22 protein-coding genes are annotated in these 22293 nt (G+C 69.1%); 20 read left to right on the forward strand and 2 right to left on the reverse strand.

What is annotated here, in order from left to right:
• The first annotated feature begins 32 nt into the window (after nucleotides 1-32).
• Nucleotides 33-1814, forward strand: coding sequence for an aspartate--tRNA ligase (gene aspS / locus E7Y32_RS12965; protein WP_146337463.1), 1782 nt, complete (start codon nucleotides 33-35; stop codon nucleotides 1812-1814).
• 129 nt (nucleotides 1815-1943) lie between these two features.
• Nucleotides 1944-2696: a GNAT family N-acetyltransferase gene (locus tag E7Y32_RS12970; RefSeq protein WP_146338654.1), complete on the forward strand. Its 753-nt coding sequence runs from the start codon at nucleotides 1944-1946 to the stop codon at nucleotides 2694-2696.
• 146 nt (nucleotides 2697-2842) lie between these two features.
• Here E7Y32_RS12970 and E7Y32_RS12975 read toward each other — a convergent pair whose 3' ends face one another.
• Nucleotides 2843-3490 (reverse strand): acVLRF1 family peptidyl-tRNA hydrolase, encoded by a 648-nt coding sequence (locus E7Y32_RS12975; protein WP_146337464.1) that lies wholly within the window; start codon nucleotides 3488-3490, stop codon nucleotides 2843-2845.
• Between the two features lie 90 nt (nucleotides 3491-3580).
• Between E7Y32_RS12975 and E7Y32_RS12980 the strand changes: the two genes are divergently transcribed.
• The 14 genes from E7Y32_RS12980 to nusB all read left to right on the forward strand — a co-directional run bounded on the left by E7Y32_RS12980 (nucleotide 3581) and on the right by nusB (nucleotide 17224).
• A complete protein-coding gene (locus E7Y32_RS12980) occupies nucleotides 3581-5026 on the forward strand; it encodes a replication-associated recombination protein A (protein ID WP_146337465.1) in 1446 nt (481 codons plus the stop codon).
• Between the two features lie 181 nt (nucleotides 5027-5207).
• On the forward strand, nucleotides 5208-5834 hold the full coding sequence (gene rpsD / locus E7Y32_RS12985; protein WP_091251848.1) for a 30S ribosomal protein S4: 627 nt from the start codon (nucleotides 5208-5210) through the stop codon (nucleotides 5832-5834).
• Nucleotides 5835-5981: 147 nt separating this feature from the next.
• Nucleotides 5982-6356, forward strand: coding sequence for a DUF948 domain-containing protein (locus tag E7Y32_RS12990; RefSeq protein ID WP_138769223.1), 375 nt, complete (start codon nucleotides 5982-5984; stop codon nucleotides 6354-6356).
• Nucleotides 6357-6375: 19 nt separating this feature from the next.
• Nucleotides 6376-6630: a hypothetical protein gene (locus tag E7Y32_RS12995; RefSeq protein ID WP_261382445.1), complete on the forward strand. Its 255-nt coding sequence runs from the start codon at nucleotides 6376-6378 to the stop codon at nucleotides 6628-6630.
• Between the two features lie 183 nt (nucleotides 6631-6813).
• On the forward strand, nucleotides 6814-9492 hold the full coding sequence (alaS, locus tag E7Y32_RS13000) for an alanine--tRNA ligase (protein WP_146337466.1): 2679 nt from the start codon (nucleotides 6814-6816) through the stop codon (nucleotides 9490-9492).
• A gap of 7 nt (nucleotides 9493-9499) precedes the next feature.
• Nucleotides 9500-10114: a Holliday junction resolvase RuvX gene (gene ruvX / locus E7Y32_RS13005; protein WP_146337467.1), complete on the forward strand. Its 615-nt coding sequence runs from the start codon at nucleotides 9500-9502 to the stop codon at nucleotides 10112-10114.
• Nucleotides 10095-11774, forward strand: coding sequence for an endolytic transglycosylase MltG (gene mltG, locus E7Y32_RS13010; RefSeq protein WP_146337468.1), 1680 nt, complete (start codon nucleotides 10095-10097; stop codon nucleotides 11772-11774). Before ruvX ends, mltG begins: the two co-directional genes overlap by 20 nt.
• Nucleotides 11771-12643: a shikimate dehydrogenase gene (locus E7Y32_RS13015; protein WP_146337469.1), complete on the forward strand. Its 873-nt coding sequence runs from the start codon at nucleotides 11771-11773 to the stop codon at nucleotides 12641-12643. Before mltG ends, E7Y32_RS13015 begins: the two co-directional genes overlap by 4 nt.
• 26 nt (nucleotides 12644-12669) lie before the next feature.
• The gene (aroC, locus tag E7Y32_RS13020) at nucleotides 12670-13869 is read left to right on the forward strand and encodes a chorismate synthase (protein WP_146337470.1); all 1200 of its coding nucleotides are present in this window, start codon (nucleotides 12670-12672) and stop codon (nucleotides 13867-13869) included.
• Between the two features lie 59 nt (nucleotides 13870-13928).
• Nucleotides 13929-14498: a shikimate kinase gene (locus E7Y32_RS13025; RefSeq protein ID WP_146338660.1), complete on the forward strand. Its 570-nt coding sequence runs from the start codon at nucleotides 13929-13931 to the stop codon at nucleotides 14496-14498.
• Nucleotides 14495-15586, forward strand: a complete 1092-nt coding sequence (gene aroB / locus E7Y32_RS13030; RefSeq protein WP_146337471.1) for a 3-dehydroquinate synthase — start codon at nucleotides 14495-14497, stop codon at nucleotides 15584-15586. Before E7Y32_RS13025 ends, aroB begins: the two co-directional genes overlap by 4 nt.
• Nucleotides 15586-16104 (forward strand): tetratricopeptide repeat protein, encoded by a 519-nt coding sequence (locus tag E7Y32_RS13035; RefSeq protein WP_146337472.1) that lies wholly within the window; start codon nucleotides 15586-15588, stop codon nucleotides 16102-16104. The genes aroB and E7Y32_RS13035 overlap by 1 nt, the downstream gene beginning before the upstream one ends.
• A 146-nt stretch (nucleotides 16105-16250) precedes the next feature.
• Nucleotides 16251-16814 (forward strand): elongation factor P, encoded by a 564-nt coding sequence (gene efp / locus E7Y32_RS13040; RefSeq protein ID WP_056739180.1) that lies wholly within the window; start codon nucleotides 16251-16253, stop codon nucleotides 16812-16814.
• Complete coding sequence (gene nusB, locus E7Y32_RS13045; protein WP_146337473.1) at nucleotides 16814-17224, forward strand: transcription antitermination factor NusB; 411 nt, start codon at nucleotides 16814-16816, stop codon at nucleotides 17222-17224. The genes efp and nusB overlap by 1 nt, the downstream gene beginning before the upstream one ends.
• A 112-nt stretch (nucleotides 17225-17336) precedes the next feature.
• Here nusB and E7Y32_RS13050 read toward each other — a convergent pair whose 3' ends face one another.
• Entirely contained in the window at nucleotides 17337-18599 is a 1263-nt protein-coding gene (locus E7Y32_RS13050) for a PrsW family intramembrane metalloprotease (protein WP_146337474.1), read from the reverse strand.
• A 190-nt stretch (nucleotides 18600-18789) separates the two neighbouring features.
• On the opposite strand from E7Y32_RS13050, the gene pyrR reads away from it, so the two are divergent.
• Genes pyrR through E7Y32_RS13070 form a run of 4 tightly spaced genes read left to right on the forward strand, consistent with a single transcriptional unit; the run spans nucleotide 18790 to nucleotide 22293 of the window.
• The gene (pyrR, locus tag E7Y32_RS13055) at nucleotides 18790-19389 is read left to right on the forward strand and encodes a bifunctional pyr operon transcriptional regulator/uracil phosphoribosyltransferase PyrR (RefSeq protein WP_146337475.1); all 600 of its coding nucleotides are present in this window, start codon (nucleotides 18790-18792) and stop codon (nucleotides 19387-19389) included.
• Entirely contained in the window at nucleotides 19386-20393 is a 1008-nt protein-coding gene (locus tag E7Y32_RS13060; RefSeq protein ID WP_146337476.1) for an aspartate carbamoyltransferase catalytic subunit, read from the forward strand. The genes pyrR and E7Y32_RS13060 overlap by 4 nt, the downstream gene beginning before the upstream one ends.
• A complete protein-coding gene (locus tag E7Y32_RS13065) occupies nucleotides 20393-21775 on the forward strand; it encodes a dihydroorotase (RefSeq protein WP_146337477.1) in 1383 nt (460 codons plus the stop codon). The genes E7Y32_RS13060 and E7Y32_RS13065 overlap by 1 nt, the downstream gene beginning before the upstream one ends.
• Nucleotides 21775-22293, forward strand: coding sequence for a hypothetical protein (locus tag E7Y32_RS13070; protein ID WP_146337478.1), 519 nt, complete (start codon nucleotides 21775-21777; stop codon nucleotides 22291-22293). Before E7Y32_RS13065 ends, E7Y32_RS13070 begins: the two co-directional genes overlap by 1 nt.

Raw genomic sequence — 22293 nt, forward strand, 5'->3', positions numbered from 1 at the left:
CATCACCCTGTTTTCCTTCTGAAAGGCGAGCTGTGCTGCGCACCCACGACCTCGGATCCCTTCGCTCCGAGCACATTGGACAAACCGTAACCCTCGCCGGCTGGGTCGGCCGGCGTCGTGACCACGGTGGTGTCGCATTCGTGGACCTGCGCGACGCTTCGGGCGTCGCCCAGGTGGTCGTCCGCGAAGAGGAGGTCTTCCACGGCCTCCGCAACGAATTCGTGCTGCAGGTCATCGGCACCGTCGCCAAGCGCCCCGAAGGCAACGAGAACCCGGCGCTGGCCACCGGCGAAATCGAGGTCATGGCGGAGAAGGTCACCATCCTCAACACCTCCGATCCGCTGCCGTTCCAGATCGACGAGCACGTTGAAGTGGGCGAGGAAGCCCGCCTCAAGCACCGCTACCTGGACCTGCGCCGACCGGGCCCGGCACGCAACCTGCGCCTGCGCTCCGAGGCCAACCGGGTGGCCCGCGAACTGCTGCACCAGGACGGTTACGTCGAGATCGAGACGCCCACGCTGACGCGTTCGACGCCGGAAGGTGCCCGCGACTTCGTCGTTCCCGCCCGCCTGGCGCCGGGATCCTGGTACGCGCTCCCGCAGTCCCCGCAGCTGTTCAAGCAGCTCCTGCAGGTGGGCGGCTTCGAGAAGTACTACCAGATTGCCCGCTGCTACCGCGACGAGGACTTCCGCGCCGACCGCCAGCCGGAGTTCACCCAGCTCGACATCGAAGCCAGCTTCGTCGAGCAGGATGACATCATCACGCTCGGCGAAAGCATCGTGAAGGCGCTGTGGAAGCTGATCGACGTCGAGATCCCCACCCCGATCCAGCGCATCACCTACAACGACGCGATGGCCCGCTACGGCTCGGACAAGCCCGACCTGCGCTTCGGCCTGGAGCTCACCGAGCTGACCGAGTTCTTCAAGGACACCAACTTCGGCGTCTTCAAGGCGCCCTACGTGGGCGCCGTCGTTATGCCCGGCGGCGCCTCGCAGGCCCGCCGCGCCCTGGACGCCTGGCAGGAATGGGCCAAGCAGCGCGGCGCCAAGGGCCTGGCCTACGTCCTGTTCAAGGAAGACGGCGAACTTGCCGGCCCGGTGGCCAAGAACCTGACCGAGACCGAGCGTGCAGGCCTGGCCGACGCCGTCGGCGCCAAGCCCGGCGACTGCATCTTCTTTGCCGCCGGCGAGAAGACCCCGTCCCGCGCACTGCTTGGCGCGGCCCGCGTCGAGATCGGCCACCGCACCGGCCTGATCAACCCGAGCGACTGGGCCTTCTGCTGGGTCGTCGACGCGCCGATGTTCGAACCGGCGGCAGCCGCCGTCGCGTCCGGCGACGTGGCCGTCGGCGGCGGCAAGTGGACGGCAGTGCACCACGCCTTCACCTCGCCCAAGCCCGAATTCATGGACAGCTTCGACACCGATCCGGAAACCGCGCTGGCGTACGCCTATGACATCGTGTGCAACGGCAACGAAATCGGCGGCGGCTCCATCCGTATCCACCAGGGTGACATCCAGGAGCGCGTCTTCAAGGTCATGGGCCTCTCGCACGAGGACGCCCAGGAGAAGTTCGGCTTCCTGCTCGAGGGCTTCAAGTTCGGCGCGCCCCCGCACGGCGGCATCGCGTTCGGCTGGGACCGCGTGGTTTCGCTGCTCGCCGGCGTCGACTCGATCCGCGACGTCATCGCGTTCCCGAAGTCCGGCGGCGGCTACGACCCGCTGACCCAGGCGCCGGCGCCCATCACGGCGCAGCAGCGCAAGGAGGCCGGCGTCGACTTCAAACCGCAGGACAAGAAGGACGACGGCACCAAGTAGCCGGACGTGCTCCGCAGCAAAGGCTCTCCGGCATTCCGGGGGGCCTTTGCTGTCGGCCGGTGACGTTATGATCTGTGACAGGAAAGGGACTCCTTGGAAACGGAATCCGGCCCCGCGCTTGAGGCTCTGATGGACGCCGCGTGGCCCGCCGCCGACCGGGACGAGTGCGGCGGCTGGGTGCTCCGCGCCGCCTCCGGCGTGACGCAGCGCGCCAACTCGGTGTGGCCCCGGGAGCCGGGAGACGATGCCCACGCACAGCTGGCGGCGCTCCGGGACGCCCGGCTCTGGTACCGGGCCCGCCGCCTGCCGCTGATCTTCCAGGTCTTCGACGGGCCGCGGTTTGCGCCGCTCAACGCCGTGCTCGACGCCGAGGGGTTCACCCGCCAGTCCGAAACTCTGGTCATGGTGCGCGGCGTTTCTACCGCGGCGGCCGATCGCGGCGTGGAGATCTCAACGGAGCCCTCGGCGGAGTGGCTGCGGCTCTGGTGGAGCGTGGACGGGCGCGGCGGCGCCGAGGCCCTGGACGTCGCCCGCGGCATCCTGACCGGTTGCCCCTCGCTGTACGCCCTCGTGCGCGACGGCGACGGCGCCCCGGCCGCCGTCGGACGGCTCGCCCTGCCCGACGCCGAATCCGGCATTCCCCGCCTCGGCGGCCTGTACTCCATGGCAACCCGCCCCGACGCCCGGCGGCAGGGCCATGGCAGTGCGGTGCTGCAGGCGTTGCTGGGGGAGGGGGCGCGCCTGGGCCTGGCCGGCTACTGGCTCCTCGTCACGGCGGCCAATGCCGGGGCGCAGCAGCTCTACGCCCGGGCGGGCTTCGCGGAGTCCTGCCGCTACCTGTACCGACAGGAACGGCCCAAGCGGCACCTGACAGGTTGCTAACGATCCCGCCGACTTCCGCCTCCGGTTTCCGCCGAATCGACGGTTCCGTGCGCACTCGACGTTTCGCAGCGTCGAATCGGCGCGTCAACGTCGAAACGGCCGGTGCAGGAAGGGAAGGGTTCCAGGGCGAGGGGGCGGAGCGATGCCTACGACGGCGGATCCGTCACCACGATCCGGACCGCGCAGGCGTCGGCCGCGGCCTTCTTCAGCACCGACGCGCGCGGGTCCGGGACGTCCAGGAACGGCAGCCGCACCAGCACCGAATAGCCCTTCAGCACGGGTTCGGCGAGGACCTGCTCGGCCAGGGTCCGGTCGCCGCCCGGAATGAGGTACTCGACGCTGTGGTCCGCGAAGATCCGGGCCGCGTGTTCGGCGACTGCCTCCACCAGGGCGTCGGCCTGGTTCGCGCGGCGCCGGGCGAAGCGCTGCTGGGACCAGCCGCCGGCTGCCGTGCGGGACTGCACGTGCCGGGTTCCGGTCTTGGACGCGAGCACCCGGCCCTCGGATACCACCGCCACGGAGTACCCGCCGCGGCGCACCAGGACCAGGCCAAGCCGCCGCGGCTGCCCGGCCAGCGACGCGAGCCGTGCCACGGCATCCTCGCCGCGGCCGGGCCGCCCGCCCTCGGGCCACGGCGGCTGCAGCAGCGCGGCGGTTCCGTCGGCCGCCAGCAGCCGCAGGCCGCCGTCGTCCGGCACCTCGCGCAGTTGCCCGTGGCTGGCGCCGAACCGTTCCACCCAGCCGGGCAGCCGGCCGCCGGAGACGAACGCCATACGGGTGTCGGGGCTGGCCATGGCGTGGATCTCGCTTCTGTGGGGCAGGTGTGAGGGTGGCGGGGCTGCCGCCGTGTCGGGGCGGGCAGGAACTAGAAGTAGCCTATCTATGTGGATGATCTCTTTGGCGCAGGGCAGGACAACGCGTCCGCACACGACGACGGCGACGCCGAAGAGTCCGGCGCCGGCTCCCCGGCCGGCACCCCCGCCCGCTCCGCGCCGCGCAGTCCGCTCGCGGTCCGGATGCGGCCGCGCAGCCTGGACGACGTCGTGGGCCAGCAGCACCTCCTCGGCCAGGGCTCGCCGCTGCGCCAGCTCGCGGCCGGCAGCGACGCCACCGGCCCGGCCGGGCCCAGCTCGCTGATCCTCTGGGGACCACCGGGCACCGGTAAGACCACCCTGGCGCACGTGATCGCCAAGGGCCCGGGCCGCAAATTCGTCGAACTCTCCGCGATCACCGCCGGGGTCAAGGACGTCCGCCGTGTTATGGACGAGGCCCTCACCGCACGGGACCTCTACAAGACCACCACCGTGCTGTTCCTGGACGAGATCCACCGCTTTAACAAGGCCCAGCAGGACGCGCTGCTGCCCGGCGTCGAGAACCGCTGGGTGGTCCTTGTCGCCGCCACCACGGAAAACCCCTCGTTCTCCGTGGTCTCGCCGCTGCTGTCCCGGTCCCTGCTGCTCACCCTCAAGCCGCTGACCGACGCCGACGTCGAGGGGCTGCTGCTCCGCGCCGCGGCGGACCCCCGCGGCCTGGGCGGCAAGGTGGAGCTCGACGGCGAGGCGATGGCCCACCTGGTCCGGCTCTCCGGCGGAGACGCGCGCCGGGCGCTCACGGCCCTGGAGGCCGCCGCCGGCGTCGCGTTCGGGGACGCGGACGACGCCGACGGGCCCGGCGGCGCCGCCGCGGAAACCCCGGTCAGGATCGAGCTCAAGCACACCGAGCGGGCCCTCGACGTTGCGTCGGTGCGCTACGACCGCGCCGGAGACCAGCACTACGACGTCGCCAGTGCCTTCATCAAGTCCATCCGCGGCTCCGACGTCGACGCCGCGCTGCACTACCTGGCCCGCATGCTGGAGGCGGGGGAGGACCCCCGGTTCGTGGCCCGGCGCATCGTGATCTCCGCCGCCGAGGACGTGGGTATGGCCGACCCCACCGCGCTGCAGACCGCAGTGGCCGCGGCCCAGGCGGTGCAGCTGATCGGTATGCCCGAGGGCCGGATCATCCTGGCCGAGGCCGTGGTCCACCTCGCAACCGCGCCAAAGTCCAACGCCGCCTACATGGGCATCAACCAGGCGATCGCCGACGTCCGCGCCGGCCTGGGCAACGGCATCCCCGCACACCTGCGCGACGCCCACTACCCCGGGTCCAAGCAGTTGGGCCACGGCAAGGGCTACAAGTACGCTCACGACGCACCGCACGCCGTCGCCACCCAGCAGTACCCGCCGGATGACCTGGTGGGCCGGAACTACTATGAACCCACCGGCAACGGCGCCGAACGCGACATCTCCACCCGGCTGGAACGGCTGCGGAAGATCATCCGGGGCAAGTGATCCTCTGGTAGGATGGATCGTTGTCTGGCAAGGCACGGACGCACAATCCACCAGTTTTCGGCAGTTCCTGCTGATGTGATGGGTTTGCCCTGTGCCCAGTAGCAAAAGGCAGCGGTTGGCCGATGCTCTCCATCGTGGAGGCCAGTAACACTGACACACCGCAGATATTGGAAGGACACAAGTGGCTAACAACACTCGTGCTCGCCGTACCGCACGCCTCTCGCGTGCACTCGGCATTGCTCTGACCCCCAAGGCCGCCAAGTACATGGAGCGCCGCCCGTACGGCCCCGGTGAGCATGGCCGTGCCCGCAAGAAGCAGGACTCCGACTACGCCGTACGTCTGCGCGAAAAGCAGCGTCTGCGCGCCCAGTACGGCATCCGCGAAGCCCAGATGACCCGTGCCTTCGAAGAAGCACGCCGCACCAAGGGCCTGACCGGTGAAAACCTGATCGAACTGCTCGAAATGCGTCTCGACGCCCTCGTGCTGCGTGCCGGCTTCGCCCGCACCATCGCCCAGGCCCGCCAGCTGGTTGTGCACCGTCACATCCTGGTTGACGGCATCCGCGTTGACCGCCCGTCTTTCCGCGTCGGTGAGGGCCAGCTGGTCCACGTCCACAGCCGCAGCGAGACCATGCCTCCGTTCCAGGTGGCAGCAGCCGGCGCGCACCGCGACGTCCTTCCGATGGTTCCGGCCTACCTGGACGTCAAGCTCGACGCCCTGCAGGCACGCCTGGTCCGTCGCCCCAAGCGCTCCGAAATCCCCGTGACCTGCGAAGAGCAGCTCGTCGTGGAATTCTACGCACGCTAGATCCAGCGCGACACCTTACAAAGAAGCCCGTGGCAAGCGCCGCGGGCTTTTTTGTATGTAAGGTACTTGGGGGAGTTCTCCGCTAGCCGCGCCCGGCGGCCGGAGGACCATGCAGGAATCCACGTAGTTTCAAGGAGATGAACGTCTATGTCTGGTGGCGATATTGCCGGCCTGATCGCGGCCGGAGTGTTTGCACTGCTGGTCCTGCTGCTCGCCGTCCCGATCCTCAAGCTCGGGGGCGTGTTCGACGAGGTGCGCAGCAGCATCCGCTCGATCAGCGACGGCGCCACCCCGCTCATGGATGAAGTCACCGCCACCGTCTCCACCACCAACCAGCAGCTGAAGAAAGTCGACGGCATCGCGTCCAACGTCTCGGACGCCTCGGCCAACATTTCGGCGCTGTCCTCGCTGGTCGCCGCGACCGTCGGCTCACCGCTGATCAAGGTCGCCGCATTCAGCTACGGCGTACGCTCCGCGTTCTCAGCCCGCAAAAAGCCCGCCACCGGCCGCCGCAGCCGCTGAACCCCTGACAGGAGCTGACATGAACAGAATCATCTGGATGGGCATCGGCGTCGCGATCGGTGTTATCGCTTTCCGCAAGCTCACCGAAGCGCAGACCACGCTCGGCCCCGAGGGCCTGAACCGCGCCGTCGGCCGGCTCACCGACAGCGTCTACGACTTCGCCGACGCCGTCCGCGTCGGCATGCGCGAGCGTGAAACCGAGTTGCGCACCGCGCTGGGAGTCGACGGCGCCGAAGCAGCTTCCGCCCCCGGCCGGGATGCGATCCGGCGCTAGCCGGGAGACAATGAGAAGCAACGGCGCCCCCTGGGCGCCTGCCGGAACCAGACCGGCACACCAAACTATTTCCGGAAGACCGGCAGCATGGCGTTCGCCGCCACCTCGGCCGTCTGTACCGCTGGCCCACAAGCAGCCCGGAACAAACGACGCAGTGAATATTGAAGGGTAAGAAACCAGGTTATGAAGTCGCAGGAGATCACCAAGCGCTGGATCGACTTTTTCGTCAGCAAGGGCCACACGGCGGTTCCCTCCGCCTCCCTGGTCTCCAGCGACCCGTCCCTGCTGTTCACGGTGGCCGGCATGGTCCCGTTCATCCCCTACCTGACCGCGCGTGAGGAAGCACCGTACCTGCGGGCCACCAGCGTGCAGAAGTGCATCCGCACCGGCGACATCGAGGAAGTCGGCAAAACCGCCCGGCATGGCACCTTCTTCCAGATGTGCGGCAACTTCTCGTTCGGCGACTACTTCAAGGAAGACGCCATCAAGTTCGCCTGGGAACTGCTCACCACCGGCGTCGACGACGGCGGCTACGGCCTGCCGCCCGAGCGCCTCTGGGTCACCGTCTACGAAGAGGACGACGAGGCCAAGGAACTCTGGCTGAAGAACACCGGCGTGCCGGCCGAGCGGATCCAGCGGATGGGCAAGGCGGACAACTACTGGTCCACCGGCCAGCCGGGCCCCGCCGGACCCTGCTCGGAGATCTACTACGACCGCGGCCCCGCGTACGGCATCGAGGGCGGCCCGCTGGCCGACGAGACCCGGTACATCGAAATCTGGAACCTCGTGTTCATGCAGTACCAGATCGACAATGTCCGCTCCAAGGTGGACTTCGACATCACCGGTGAACTGCCGAAGAAGAACATCGATACCGGCCTCGGCATGGAACGCCTCGCCATGATCCTGCAGGGCGTCGAGAACATGTACGAGACCGACCAGGTCCGCCCGGTGATCGACAAGGCCGCCGCGCTCTCGGGCAAGGAATACACCTCCGCCGAGACGCCCGAGGACCCGCACCACACCGACGACGTACGGATGCGCGTTGTGGCCGACCACATCCGCTCGGCCCTGATGCTGATCGCCGACGGCGTCACTCCCTCCAACGAGGGCCGCGGCTACGTGCTGCGCCGTCTGATCCGCCGCGCCGTGCGCTCCATGCGCCTGCTGGGAGTCGAAAAAGCCTGCCTGCCCGAGCTGCTGCCCGCCTCCCGGGACGCCATGAAGGGTGTCTACCCCATCGTGGAGACCGACTTCGACCGGATCAGCCGGATCGCCTACGCCGAAGAAAAGGCGTTCCTGCGCACCATCGCCTCCGGCACCGCCCGGCTCGAAGACGCCGTGAAGGAATCCCGCGCGGCCGGCCAGCCGCTCTCCGGCGCCGACGCCTTTGCGCTGCACGACACCTACGGTTTCCCGATCGACCTGACCCTCGAAATGGCCGAGGAAGCCGGGCTCAAGGTTGATGAGCCCGAGTTCCGCAAGCTGATGCTCGAACAGCGCCAGCGCGCCCAGGCCGACGCCAAGGGCAAGAAGGGCGCCCACGCGGACCTCAGCGCCTTCCAGGAGCTGCTCTCCGCCGGAGAGACGGTCTTCACCGGCTACACCGAGCTCGCCGGCGAGTCCAAGGTCCGCGGCATCCTGGCCGGCGGCCGGAAGGTCTCCCAGGCGTCCACCGGCGAGGAAATCGAACTCGTCCTCGCCGAGACCCCCTTCTACGCCGAGGCCGGCGGGCAGGCCGCCGACACCGGCCTGATCACCGGCGACGGCTTCGTCGTCGAGGTCCTGGACGTGCAGCGGCCCATCAAGGGCCTGAGCGTGCACAAGGCCATTGTCCGCGAAGGCGAAATCGGCGCCGACGCGCTGGTTACGGCCGCCGTGGACCGGGAACGCCGGCACGCCGCCGAACAGGCCCACACCGGCACGCACATTGTGCACGCGGCCCTGCACCAGATCCTCGGCCCGGAGGCCCTGCAGCGCGGCTCCTTCAACAAGGCCGGCTACCTGCGCTTCGACTTCGCCTGGGGTGAGGGCCTCAGCGCCGCCACCCGCTCCGAAATCGAGGAAGTCTCCAACATCGCCATCCGCAATAACTTCCAGGTGGAAACCAAGGTGATGGGCCTCGCCGAGGCCAAGGCCCTGGGCGCCATGGCCCTGTTTGGTGAGAATTACGGAAACGAGGTCCGGGTCGTGGAGATCGACGGCGCCTGGTCCCGCGAACTCTGCGGCGGCACCCACGTGTCCAACACCTCCCTGATCGGCAGCCTGGCGCTGCTCGGCGAACAGTCGGTCGGGTCAGGAAACCGCCGCGTGGAGGCGTTCGTTGGCATGGACGCGTTCCGCCACCTGGCCGCCGAGCGTGCCCTCGTGACCGAACTCACCGAAATGCTGAAGGTTCCCTCCGGCCTGCTCACTGAGCGCATCGCCGGCACCCTGGCGAAGCTCAAGGCTGCCGAGAAGGAACTGGAGCGGCTGCGCAAGGAGCAGCTCACCGCCGCCGCCGCCGCGCTGGTGGGCACCGCCAAGGACGCCGCCGGCGTCAAGGTCATTGCCCACGACGCCGGCGCCGTCAGCGGCGCCGACGACCTCCGCGGCCTGGCCCTGGACCTGCGGACCCGCCTCGGCTCCGAACCGGCCGCCATCGCGGTCGCCGGTGTCAGCAACGACCGCCCGGTCATCCTGGTCGCCACCAACGAGGCCGCCCGGGCCGCCGGGGTCAAAGCCGGTGCGCTGGTACGCCTCGCGGCCGGCATCCTTGGCGGTGGCGGCGGCGGCAAGGACGACGTTGCCCAGGGCGGCGGCACGGACGCGTCCAAGGTCGGCGCGGCACTCACCGCCGTCGTGGACGCCATCACCAAGCGCTAGGCCACGAATGACTGACTCCGCGGTGCCCGGCGCCTACCCCCAGGGCGTGAAACTCGGGGTAGACGTGGGCACCGTGCGGGTAGGCGTCGCGGTCTGCGACCGTGACGGTATCCTCGCGACGCCCCTGCGGACGCTGGCCCGGAACGTGAAGAAGAACACCGACGTGCGGCTCCTCGCGAAGCTCGCGGTGGAACTCGAGGCGGTGGAGATCTTTGTCGGCCTGCCGCGCACCATGAAGGGCGAAGAACACGCTTCCGCGAGAATGGCCACCGAGTATGCCAAGCTACTGGTCAGTACATTATTGGAGGTCGGATCCGGCGTGCCGGTGAGGCTGGTCGACGAGCGGCTGAGCACGGTTTCAGCCCACCGGGACCTGCACCAAGCTGGCATGAGCAGCAGGGACCACCGTAAAGTAGTGGATCAGGTTGCGGCAGCAGGTATTCTGCAGCATGCGATCGATATGCAAAAGGCCAGGGGAACGGATGTAGGCAACCGCGTCAGCGCGGACCTCCCTCCGGGGCCGACCGGAGGCGGCGACAACGCCGCCCCGGCAGTACACATGCATTCTGCACAACGCATTCTGCACAAAACGGAAGGCTACAGTGAGCCCGGTCAACCATGACGACTCCTCTGGTGTTGCCAACAGCGGCGCCGGCCGTCCGCTGACGCGCAAGGAAATCAGGGCGCAGGAAAAGTCCCTGGCCACCCAGGGTCACGACGTCATCCCGCCCCAGGCCTTCGAGACCGGGCGCGAGACGCCCGACGCGACGCCAGCTTCAGCCGCGGCCCCCGAGGCCCCGCGCGAACCCGCCGCTGCACCGGAATTGCCCGATGCCTCGCCGACGGTCCACGAGCCCTTGCACGAGGAGCCGGTTCACGACGAGCCCGTGCACGAGGAGCCGGTTCACCAGCGGGTCGACCAGGATCCCGCGCCCGTGCACGAGGAGCCGGCCTACGAGGCCGTTGAAGAGCCCCTGCACGAGGAACCGGCCTACGAGGCCGTTGAGGCGCCCGTGCACGAGTACTCCGGGGGCATGTCCCGCGAAGAGACCCTGCGCCGCGCCGACGAGCTGCAGTACGGCTACGACTCCCACCACGAGGCCGACTACGCCCCGGGTTACGCGACTCACCCTGACGATGAAGGCCATCATGCGTACGACGACGGAGCCGGCCACACGCTGATGGCCGGAGCCGCGTCCATCCCCACCGCCAAGGGCCCGTCCAAGAAGGTCCGCCGGCGCCGCCGCTTCCTCGCCCTTGTCCTGACGCTGACCGTCTTTGTGGTCGCGATCGTCGTCGGGGCCCAGTTCATCAAACCCCTGCTCGGCGGCGACACCGTGGCCGACTACCCGGGTCCGGGCACCGGCGAAGTGACCATCACCGTGCCGCCCGGCGCCGGCCCCAAGTCCGTCGCCACCGACCTGCAATCCAAGCAGGTCATCGCGAACCCGGACTCCTTCCTCAAGCAGTTCGCCGCCTCCGGCGGAGCGCTGAGCCCGGGCACCTTCACCATGCGCAAGGAAATGAGCAACTCGGACGCCGTGGCCGCGCTGCTGAACAAGGACCAGGGCAAGGTCATGTACTTCGCACTGAGCGCCGGCATGCGCCTGAACGAGTCGCTCCAGGCCATCTCCCAGGGCACCGGGGTTTCCGTGACGGAACTGAAGGCGCTTAGTGATTCCCCGGCCCAATTCGGCGTTCCGGCCAAGGCCAAGAACCTCGAAGGCTTCCTGTTCCCCGGCGAATACCGGTTCCCGGTCGGGACCAGCGCCAAGGACGTGCTGGCGAAGCTCGTCGGCAGCACGCTCGATGAGCTGAAGTCCCAGGGGGTCACCGATCCCAACAAGCAGTACGACGCCGTCACCGTCGCGAGTATCGTGCAGGCCGAAGGCGGCCAGGCCGAGTACGGTGATGTGGCCGGCGCGATCTACAACCGGCTCAAGCCCAACAACACTGAGACGAACGGCCTGATCCAGTCCGACGCCACGGTGACCTACGGGCTGGGTATCCGGAGCTTCCACATCGACGAGGCGCAGAAGGCCGACAAGTCCAACCCGTACAACACGTACGCCAACACCGGCCTGCCGGCCGGCCCGATCGGTTCGCCGGGCAAGACGGCTATCGATGCCGCCGCCAAGCCCAAGACCAACGATTACCTCTACTGGGTGACCATCAACCTGGACACCAAGGAGACGAAGTTCTCCAAGACCCTGGCGGAGCACAACGGCTACGTGGCCAAGTACAACGCCTGGTGCGAGGCTAACCCCGGACGCTGCGTGTGACGCTGCGGGCTGCCGTCCTCGGCCATCCCATCGGCCACTCGAAGTCCCCGGTCCTGCACCGCGCCGCCTACAGCCAACTCGGCGCCGGCCTGGACTATGAGGCCATCGACGTCACCATCGACGCGCTCCCGGCCTTTATGGCCGGGGTGCGCGCGGACGGGCGCTGGCGCGGGCTGTCCGTGACGATGCCGCTCAAGGGTGCCATGGCCGCCGAGGTGGACGAGGTCCGCGGCGTGGCCCGGCAACTGGGGGTCATCAACACCGTGGCCTTAGAAACCGCGGACGCGACGGGCAACGCCCGCGCCCGGCTCATCGGCTACAACACCGACGTCGCGGGCATCGTGAACGCCCTGCGCTACGCCGGCGTTGCCCCGAAGCCCTCCGCCGCCATCCTCGGCGGCGGCGGAACCGCCGCCGCCGCCGTGGCCGCCCTCAAGGAACTCGGGGCACCGTCCGCGACAATCTTCGTCCGGGACACCGGCCGCGCCACGGAGGCCAGGGCCGCGGCCGCCGCCGTCGGACTGGAACTGCAGGTACTGCCGCTCGCCGGTGCGGCGGCAGCGCTGGCGGCCGCCGACGTCGTCGTCTCCACACTGCCGCCGCGCGCCGCGGACCCCGTGGCGGAAGAACTCACCCGGCTGCAAGGCGTGGAAAGCGGGGTGCTGCTGGATGTCGCCTACGATCCCTGGCCCAGCCGGATCGCCGCGGCCTGGACCGCCGCGGGCGGGAAAGTGGTGCCGGGCCTCGAGATGCTGCTCTACCAGGCGGTTGAGCAGGTACGGCTCTTCACCGGCCTCGGCGGACCCGTCCCGGCCGAGGTCATAGATGTGATGTGTGACGCAGTCGGGGTGCCTCGACGGGTGTTCTGAGGGCCATGCATGGCAGGATGGATCGTATGTTGCGTTGGTTGACTGCCGGAGAATCCCATGGTCCGGCCCTGGTCGGAATTATCGAAGGCGTCCCCGCCGGTGTTGAGCTCAGCAGCGACCGGATCGTCGAAGCGCTGGCCCGCCGGCGGCTCGGCTACGGCCGCGGCGCCCGGATGAAGTTCGAACAGGACGTCGTAACCGTCCTCGGCGGCGTGCGCCACGGACTGACCCAGGGCGGCCCCGTCGCCATCCAGGTCGGCAACACCGAATGGCCCAAGTGGGAACAGATCATGTCTGCCGACCCGGTGGACCCCGAGGTCCTCGCCGACCAGGCCCGCAACGCACCCCTCACCCGGCCCCGGCCCGGCCACGCCGACTTCACCGGCATGCAGAAGTACGGCTTCGACGAGGCCCGCCCCGTCCTGGAACGCGCCAGCGCCCGCGAAACCGCCACCCGCGTAGCCCTGGGTGCCGTCGCCGCCGCCTTCCTCGAACAGCTCGGCATCAAACTCGTCTCGCACACGGTCTCCATCGCCAGCGTCTCCGTCCCGGAGGGCCGGCCGTTGCCGGCGCCGGACAACGTGCTGGCCCTCGACGCCGACCCGCTGCGCTGCTTCGACCGTGAGACGTCCGACGCCATGGTCGCCGAAGTGGACGCGGCGCACAAGGAAGGCGAAACGCTTGGCGGCGTCGTCGAAGTCCTCGCCTACGGACTGCCGCCGGGACTGGGCAGCTACGTCCACTGGGACCGCCGCCTCGACTCGCGCCTGGCCGCTGCCCTGATGGGCATCCAGGCCATCAAGGGCGTGGAGGTCGGCGACGGGTTCCTCACCGCCGCGCGCCGCGGTTCCGCCGCCCACGACGAGATCGTCAAGGACACGGACGGCCGCATCATCCGGACCTCCAACCGCGCCGGCGGCATCGAGGGCGGCATGAGCATCGGCGACGTGCTCCGCGTCCGGGCGGCCATGAAGCCCATTGCGACCGTGCCGCGGGCGCTGCGGACCGTGGACGTCAGCACCGGGGAGGCCGCCAAGGCGCACCACCAGCGCTCGGACGTGTGTGCGGTTCCGGCCGCGGGCGTTGTGGCCGAAGCCATGGTGGCCCTGGTCCTCGCCGAGGCGGTTACGGAAAAGTTCGGCGGCGACTCCGTGCAGGAGACCGCCCGCAATATCAAGGGTTACCTGGACAACATTCCGGCGTCCCTGGACTCGATCGGGCACTAGTGCCGGCGCCAGAAAACCTGCGCACGCCCCCGCGCCGACCGGTCGTCCTGATCGGCCCGATGGCGGTCGGCAAGTCCGCGATCGGCCAGCAGCTGGCCCAGCACCTCGGCGCCCGCTTCGTGGACACCGACGCCGAGGTCGTCGCCCAGCACGGCACCATTGCCGAGATTTTCGCCAGCCGGGGGGAGTGCGCCTTCCGCGAACTTGAGGCGCGGGCGGTGGCGCAAGCGATCGAGGACGCTGCCGGCAGCAGTGCCGCCGGCAGCAACACCGCAGCCACCCCCACCATCATCTCCCTCGGCGGCGGCGCGGTGCTGGACTCGGGTACCCAGCAACTGCTGGCTGGCTGCACGGTCGTCTACCTCGAATGCGACGCCGACACTGTCTCGGAACGGATCGCCCGGAACTCCGGGCGCCCGCTCCTGGCCGGCGATGCGATGGAACGCTGGCGGACGCTGTTCGCCACCCGGCAGCCGGTCTACGAACGGCTCGCCGACCTGGTTCTCGACGTCCGGAGCGGTTCCGTCACGGACCTGGCACACCGGCTTGAAGATGCGCTGGAGCAGCTGGCCGCCACACTCACCGCGGCGGCCCCCGCCCCAGCAGCGACAAAGGAAGTTGAAAAGTGAGCAACGAATCAACCGTCATCAAAGTCACCGGCCAGGCCCCAGGGGAGAACTACGACGTCGTCGTCGGCCGCGGGCTGCTGGCCGCCCTGCCCGGCTTGCTGGGCGAACGCGTCAAGCGCGTCCTGGTCATCCACCCGCGCGCGCTGCGGCTGACCGGCGACGCCGTCCGCGAGGAGCTGGCCACCGCCGGCTTCACCGCGCTGACGGCGGAAATCCCGGACGCCGAGGAGGGCAAGCACATTGAGGTGGCCTCGTTCTGCTGGCAGGTGCTCGGCCAGAACGACTTCACCCGCTCGGACGCGATCGTCGCCGTCGGCGGGGGAGCGGTCACCGACCTCGCCGGGTTCGTCGCGGCGACCTGGCTGCGCGGCGTCAAGGTCATCCACATGCCCACGAGCCTGCTCGGCATGGTGGACGCGGCCGTCGGCGGCAAGACCGGCATCAACACCGCTGAGGGCAAAAACCTCGTAGGCGTCTTCCACCCGCCGGCTGGTGTCCTCGCCGACCTGGACACCCTGGACACCCTGCCGAAGAACGAGATCATCTCCGGCATGGCCGAGGTCATCAAGTGCGGCTTCATCGCGGACCCCGCCATCCTCGAACTGATCGAGAAGGACCCGGCCGCCGTCACCGACCCCCGCTCGGACATCCTGCGCGAACTGATCGAACGCGCCATCACGGTCAAAGCCCGCGTGGTCTCCGAAGACCTGAAGGAAACGGGTCAGCGGGAAATCCTCAACTACGGCCACACCCTGGGCCACGCGATCGAACTCGCCGAACGCTACTCCTGGCGCCACGGCGCCGCCGTCTCGGTGGGCATGATGTTCGCCGCCGAACTGGCCCGCAGCGTCGGCCGGCTCAGCGACGCCGACGCCGACCGGCACCGGGACATCCTCGAAAGCCTCGGCCTGCCCATCAGCTACCGCCGCGACCGCTGGCAGGCGCTGTTGGACGGCATGCGGCGGGACAAGAAGTCCCGCGGCGACCTGCTGCGTTTTGTGGTGCTCGACGGCGTTGGACGCCCCGGCATCCTGGACGTTCCGGACACCTCGCTGCTGTTTGCCGCCTACCAGGAAATCGCGTCCTGATGGTCAGCGACAGCGCCGGCACCAGCGAGTGGCCCGACGGCGGGTTCCCCGGCATCCGGATCAATCCGGAAACCCTGATGCCGCAGCTCGTCAACGAGGAAGCCTGCGCCGCGGCGCTGGCTTCCTCCACCGACCCCACCGACCGGATCTTCGTGCGCCTTGTGGAGGGCCACCCGGGCGAGGCCGCCGAGCTGCTGGCCGAAGCCCGGTACAAGGACCCGGACTCCTTCCGGCTGCGGATGTTCGAGGCCGAGGTCCTGCGGGTATCGCACCGCTTCGACCGCGCCGTCGAACTCTACCGCCAGCTCCTCGCCGAGGCGCAGGGCACCCCGGAAGAGGCCGCCGTCCGGCAGCACCTGGGCCGTTCCCACTTCGCCGCTGGCAACATCGCCGCCGCCGTCGAATCCTTCGCCCGGGCGTTGGACCTGCGCGTGGCGGGCGCCGCGGACGCGTCGCTGATCTACTCCTCCACGGTTGCGCTGCAGCGGGCCCGGGACGTGCTCGACCTGGCCTGCTGACGGCCCGTCCGGCAGCGGCCGCGCAAAACCGGTAGAATGGTTCTTGGATTTTTGATAAATACGCGCTGGCAGGCCCTTTTCGGCTCGCCTGCCTGGCATAAGCGGCTGGCAGCTAGAACCAGTCCACGAGGAAACCTGAGGATACTGTGGCAACGACTAACGACATCAAGAACGGAACCGTGCTGAAGCTTGAGGGCCAGCTCTGGAACATCATCGAGTTCCAGCACGTCAAGCCCGGCAAGGGTGGCGCCTTTGTGCGGACCAAGATGCGCAACGTGATGTCCGGCAAGGTCGTCGACAAGACCTTCAACGCCGGCCTCAAGATCGAGACCGCCACCGTGGACCGCCGCGACTACCAGTACCTGTACCAGGACGGCGCCGACTTCGTGTTCATGGACACCTCGGACTTCGACCAGCTCACCGTGCCCGCCGCCACCGTCGGCGACGCCACCAACTTCATGCTCGAGAACCAGATGGTGAACATCGCCATCCACGAGGGCAACCCGCTGTACATCGAACTGCCGCCGAGCGTCGTGCTGGAAATCACCTACACCGAGCCGGGCCTGCAGGGCGACCGCTCCTCGGCCGGCACCAAGCCCGCCACGCTCGAGACCGGCTACGAGATCCAGGTGCCGCTGTTCGTCGAGAACAACACCAAGGTCAAGGTCGACACCCGCGACGGCAGCTACCTTGGCCGGGTCAACGACTAGTGAGCGCACGCGGTAAGGCCCGCAACCGGGCCCTGGATGTTCTCTTCGAGGCGGAGCAGCGCTCCACCTCGGCATTCGATGTGCTGCGTTCCCGTCGTGAACAGACGGACCAGATCATCAACCCGTACACCCTGGAAATCGTCGAGGGTGTTGTGTCCCACCAGAGCGCCATCGACGAGTTCCTCGAAACCTACTCGCAGGGATGGTCGCTGGAGCGGATGCCCTCGGTGGACCGCATCATCCTGCGGATCGGCACCTGGGAACTGCTTTACAACGACGACGTCCCCGACGGTGTCGCCGTCAGCGAGGCCGTGGCGCTGGCCAAGACGCTCTCGACGGACGAGTCGCCGCAGTTCATCAACGGCCTGCTGGGCCGTCTGCAGCAGCTCAAGCCGTCGCTGCTGGCCTAGCCGCATAGAATCACCCCCAAGGGCCGGAGCCCGCCGCGAGGCGGGCGCCGGCCCTTTGCGTTTCTCCCCGGCTCCGGGGCGGGAGGGTCCGAAGAGGTCAGGCTCGAAACACTCAGCGCAGCAGGGCCTTGCGCAGGGCCCGGACCTCATCCAGCTGGTGCCGCTCGTCGAGCTGGTGCGCCGCAACGTCCCGGCCGCTGAGGATCCGCTGGCGGGTGAAGGCCAGCCGGGTGGCGGCGTGCAGGAACGCGTTCATTTCCGCGGCCCGGCCGATTGACCGGGCCCAGCGCTTCGCCCCGCGGCGCCCTGCCGGGGTGGCCAGCATTGCCACCTCCTGGCCGGTGAACCAGCCCGCCGCCGCGTACTCCTGAAGCCGTTGCCGGGTCAGCCGGCGCTCGGCAACGCGCAGCAGCACCACCACCAGGACGGCCAGCAGGAAGATCGGCACCTGGACCAGGATGTACTGCGCCAGGAAATCCTGACCCATCGAGTTCCAGCCGCTGTGCAGGACCATGGCAGGGACCAGGCCCACCGGGAAAGCGAGCAGCGTCAGGCCGTTGTGCCAGCGCCGCGCCGCGAAGCCCAGGATGAGCCCGGTGGTGCCGGTGAAGATGGCGTGGGCGAACGGTGACATCACCCCGCGCAAGAAGAACACGACGGCCAGGTCCGTACCCGGGGTGCTGGACTCCGCGATGGCCCGGCCGAAGTACAGGATGTTCTCGGTGAAGGCGAAGCCGCCGGCAATGGTGAACGCAAAAACGACGCCGTCGACCGGACCGTCGAACTGCTTCCGGGCGAAGACCAGCAGCAGCAACAGGCCCAGCGACTTCGCGAACTCCTCCACGACCGGAGCCTGGACGGTCACGGCAAAGGTCCGGTAGTCCAATCCGGACGCCGGGCCCGCGGCGAGCGAAAAGAACGGCTGGAGCAGCATCGTGACGGCCACCGAGACCAGCGCGCCCCAGGCGAAGGCGAAAAACAGCAGCCGCTTCGGCTCGGGCTCCCAGCGGTCAATGTAGCGGACCGCCAGCAGCACCGAGCCCAGCGGCAACAGCGAGGCGATGAACCCCACCACGAAACCGCCGGGACCGGTGTTCTCCAGCAGAAAGGGCAGCACCAGGAACAGGCTCACGAAGGCGAGGACACCGCCGCCCAGCACCAGCACCGCCACACCGGTCGAGGCGCCGGCCCGCGGCGCCGTAGACGCCGGCGGCAGGACCGGCTGCCCGGACGGGCCGCCGGCCGGCGCGTGGCCCGGACCCGGCGCAGGCCGGTAAAACTGCGGCCGGACCTGGCCCAGCCAGCTGGGGTTGGCCTGCTGCGGGCTCTGGCCGGGCGGACCCTGCCGGCCGGGCGGGGGATCGAAGCTTGTCATGGCACGAGCCTAGGGCGCGGGTGCCGCGCGGCCCAAGACGAGGCCCCGGACGAGGCCGGGATGCGGGCCGCGGATGTGACGCACGCCGCCCTTCCCGGCGCCGGGCGGCGGCTGCCCGTGTGGTAATTTGAAAGAGCAAATGATCCTTTTTTAATTCCGTCCCGTGAGGCGGGGAAAGGGGAGACGAGCGTTGACTTCTGTTCCAGAAGCACCGGTTCCGGCCAAGGTCCAGCTCAGCAGGGTTGTCCTCAACCAGGCTGACATCGACCGTGCACTCACTCGTATCGCCCATGAGATTCTCGAGTCCAACAAGGGCTCCCAGGACCTGGTCCTACTGGGCATCCCGCGGCGGGGTTACCCGCTTGCCGTGCGGCTCGCCGCAAAAATCGCCGCCGCCGACCCCACCGTGGACCCCGCCGCGATCGTCGGCCAGCTGGATGTGACCATGTTCCGTGACGACCTCTCGCACCAGCCGACCCGGCCGCCGTACCCCACCCAGCTGCCCCGCACCGGCATCGACAACAAAGTCGTGGTCCTAATCGACGACGTCCTGTACTCGGGGCGAACCATCCGCGCCGCGCTGGACGCGATCATCGACCTCGGCCGGCCCCGGATCGTCCGCCTCGCCGTCCTGATCGACCGTGGCCACCGGGAGCTGCCGATCCGCGCCGACCATGTCGGCAAAAACCTTCCCACTTCCTCCGCGGAAAAGGTCCGCGTCCGGCTCGAGGAAACCGATTCCGCCGACGGCGGCGCCGTCAATGAAGTCGTCATCGAGGCCACCGCATGAGGCACCTGCTCTCCACCGAAGACCTCAACTACGCCAACGCCATCCGCATCCTCGACACCGCCGAAGAAATGGCCGCGGTGGGCGAGCGTGAGGTCAAGAAGCTCCCGGCGCTGCGCGGCCGCACCGTGGTGAACCTGTTCTTCGAGGACTCCACGCGGACCCGCATCTCCTTCGAGGCGGCCGCCAAGCGGCTCTCGGCGGACGTCATCAACTTCGCTGCCAAGGGTTCCTCCGTTTCCAAGGGGGAGTCGCTGAAGGACACCGCCCAGACGCTGGCCGCGATGGGGGCCGACGCCGTCGTGATCCGGCACTGGGCCTCCGGCGCCCCGCACCGGCTGGCCGCGACGGACTGGATCGACGCCGCCGTGATCAACGCCGGCGACGGCACCCACGAACACCCCACCCAGGCCCTGCTGGATGCGTTCACCATGCGCCGGCACTGGTCCAAACTGGCCGGCGCCCCGTCCGCCGGGGCCGACCTGGCAGGCATGCGCGTCGCGATCGCCGGGGACGTCCTGCACTCCCGGGTCGCCCGTTCCAACGTCTGGCTGCTGCGCACCCTTGGCGCCGAGGTCACGCTCGTCGCGCCGCCCACCCTGCTGCCTGTCGGCGTCGAACAGTGGCCGTGCACCATCAGCTACGACCTCGACGAAACCCTCGCCCGGGGCGTGGACGCGATGATGATGCTCCGCGTGCAGGGCGAGCGGATGAACGCCTCGTTCTTCCCGACCACCCGCGAATACTCGCGGCGCTGGGGCTTCGACGACAACCGGCTCCGCGCCCTCGACAGTCTGGGCCTGAAGGACACCATCATCATGCACCCCGGCCCGATGAACCGCGGGCTGGAAATTTCCTCGGCCGCCGCCGACTCGCCCCGCTCCACCGTGCTCGCACAGGTGCGCAACGGCGTGTCCGTCCGGATGGCCGCCTTGTACCTGCTGCTCTCCGGGGACACCCGCGAACCAGCAACCCCCACCGCCGCCTACTCCAAGGAGAGCCACTGATGGCATCACAGCAACAGGACGCGGGCAGCACCGGCGCCTACCTCATCCGGGGAGCCTCGATCCTCGGCGGGCCCGCCGAGGACCTACTGATCCGCGACGGGGTCATCGCCGCCCGCGGCCGGGACCTCACCGCGGAGAACGCCACCGTCATTGAAGCCGCCGGCCTCGTGGCCCTGCCCGGCATGGTGGACATCCACACGCACCTGCGTGAACCCGGCCGCGAGGACGCCGAAACGGTCGAGACCGGCACCCGCGCCGCCGCCCTGGGCGGCTACACGGCCGTGCATGCCATGGCCAACAGCACCCCGGTGGCGGACACCGCCGGCGTCGTCGAACAGGTCCTCACCCTGGGCCGCGCCGCAGGCTGGGTGGACGTCCGCCCGGTCGGCGCCGTCACGGTCGGCCTGGCCGGCGAGCAACTCGCCGAACTCGGCGCCATGGCCGACTCGCGCGCCAAAGTGCGGGTCTTCTCCGACGACGGGATCTGCGTCAGCGACCCGGTGCTGATGCGCCGGGCGCTGGAGTACGTCAAGGCGTTCGACGGCGTCGTCGCCCAGCACGCGCAGGAACCGCGGCTCACCGCCGGCGCGCAGATGAACGAGGGCGTGGTCTCCGCGGTGCTCGGCCTCACCGGCTGGCCCGCCGTCGCCGAGGAAAGCATCATCGCCCGTGACGTGCTGCTCGCCCAGCACGTCGGGTCCCGGCTGCACGTCTGCCACGTTTCTACCGCGGGTTCCGTGGAAATCATCCGCTGGGCCAAATCCCGCGGCATCAACGTCACGGCCGAGGTCACCCCGCACCACCTCTGGCTGACCGATGAGCTGGTCCGCAGCTACGACCCGGTCTACAAGGTCAACCCGCCGCTGCGCACGGACGAGGACGTCGAGGCGCTGCGCGCGGCGCTGGCGGACGGCACGATCGACGTCGTCGGCACCGACCACGCCCCGCACCCGAGCGAACATAAGGAATGCGAGTGGGCGCAGGCCGCGATGGGCATGACCGGGCTGGAGACCGCGCTGTCGGTGGTGCAGCACACCATGATTGAAACCGGGCTGATGGGCTGGGCCGACTTCGCCCGCATGACCTCCGCCGCCCCCGCCGCGATCGGCCGGCTCGAGCACCAGGGCCGTCCGCTGGAGGCCGGCGAACCCGCCAACGTCACACTCGTGGACCCGGCTGCGCGCTGGACAGTGGACCCTTCTAAGATGGCAACCATGGGCCGTAACTCTCCGTTTGCCGGCCGGGAACTCCCGGGCAAGGTGGTGGCCACCTTCTTCAAGGGACATCCGACCGTCCTGAACGGCGAACTCAACACCCCGTACCGGTGGCTCCCCGAGGGCACAGAGACCCCCGACACCGCGTCGGCGGCGGGCCGCCCCTGATGGTCAAGGAACTCTCCCTGCTGTTCACGCTGGTCCTGATCGGCGCCGCGCTGGTCCTGATCTGGCTCGGCTGGCGGAACCGGCTGCGGCGCCAGGCCGACGTTGAACCCCTGCCCGCGGTTCCCGCCGGGCTGGGCGGCCCGCTGGCCGCCGCCGACGGCCAATACGTCGCCACCACCACCGCCGGGGACTGGCTGGACCGGATCGCCGTCCACCAGCTGGGCATCCGCACCAACGCCGTGCTCAGCGCCCACCCCGAAGGTGTGCTCTTCGACCGCTCCGGCGCCGGGCCCGTCTTCATCCCGGCCGCGCGGCTCACCGGCGTCCGGCAGGAGAGCGGCATGGCCGGAAAGTTCGTCGAAAAGGATGGCCTGCTGGTGCTCAGCTGGATGCTCGGCTCCCGGGAACTCGACACCGGGTTCCGCACCCGCCGGGCCGAAGACAAGGCCCTGCTCCTGGCCACCCTCCAAGATTTGATCTCCGCAGCCCCTCAGGCAGAAGCCGATAGTGGAAAGTAA

Source organism: Arthrobacter sp. UKPF54-2, assembly GCF_007858535.1.
Classification (GTDB): domain Bacteria; phylum Actinomycetota; class Actinomycetes; order Actinomycetales; family Micrococcaceae; genus Arthrobacter.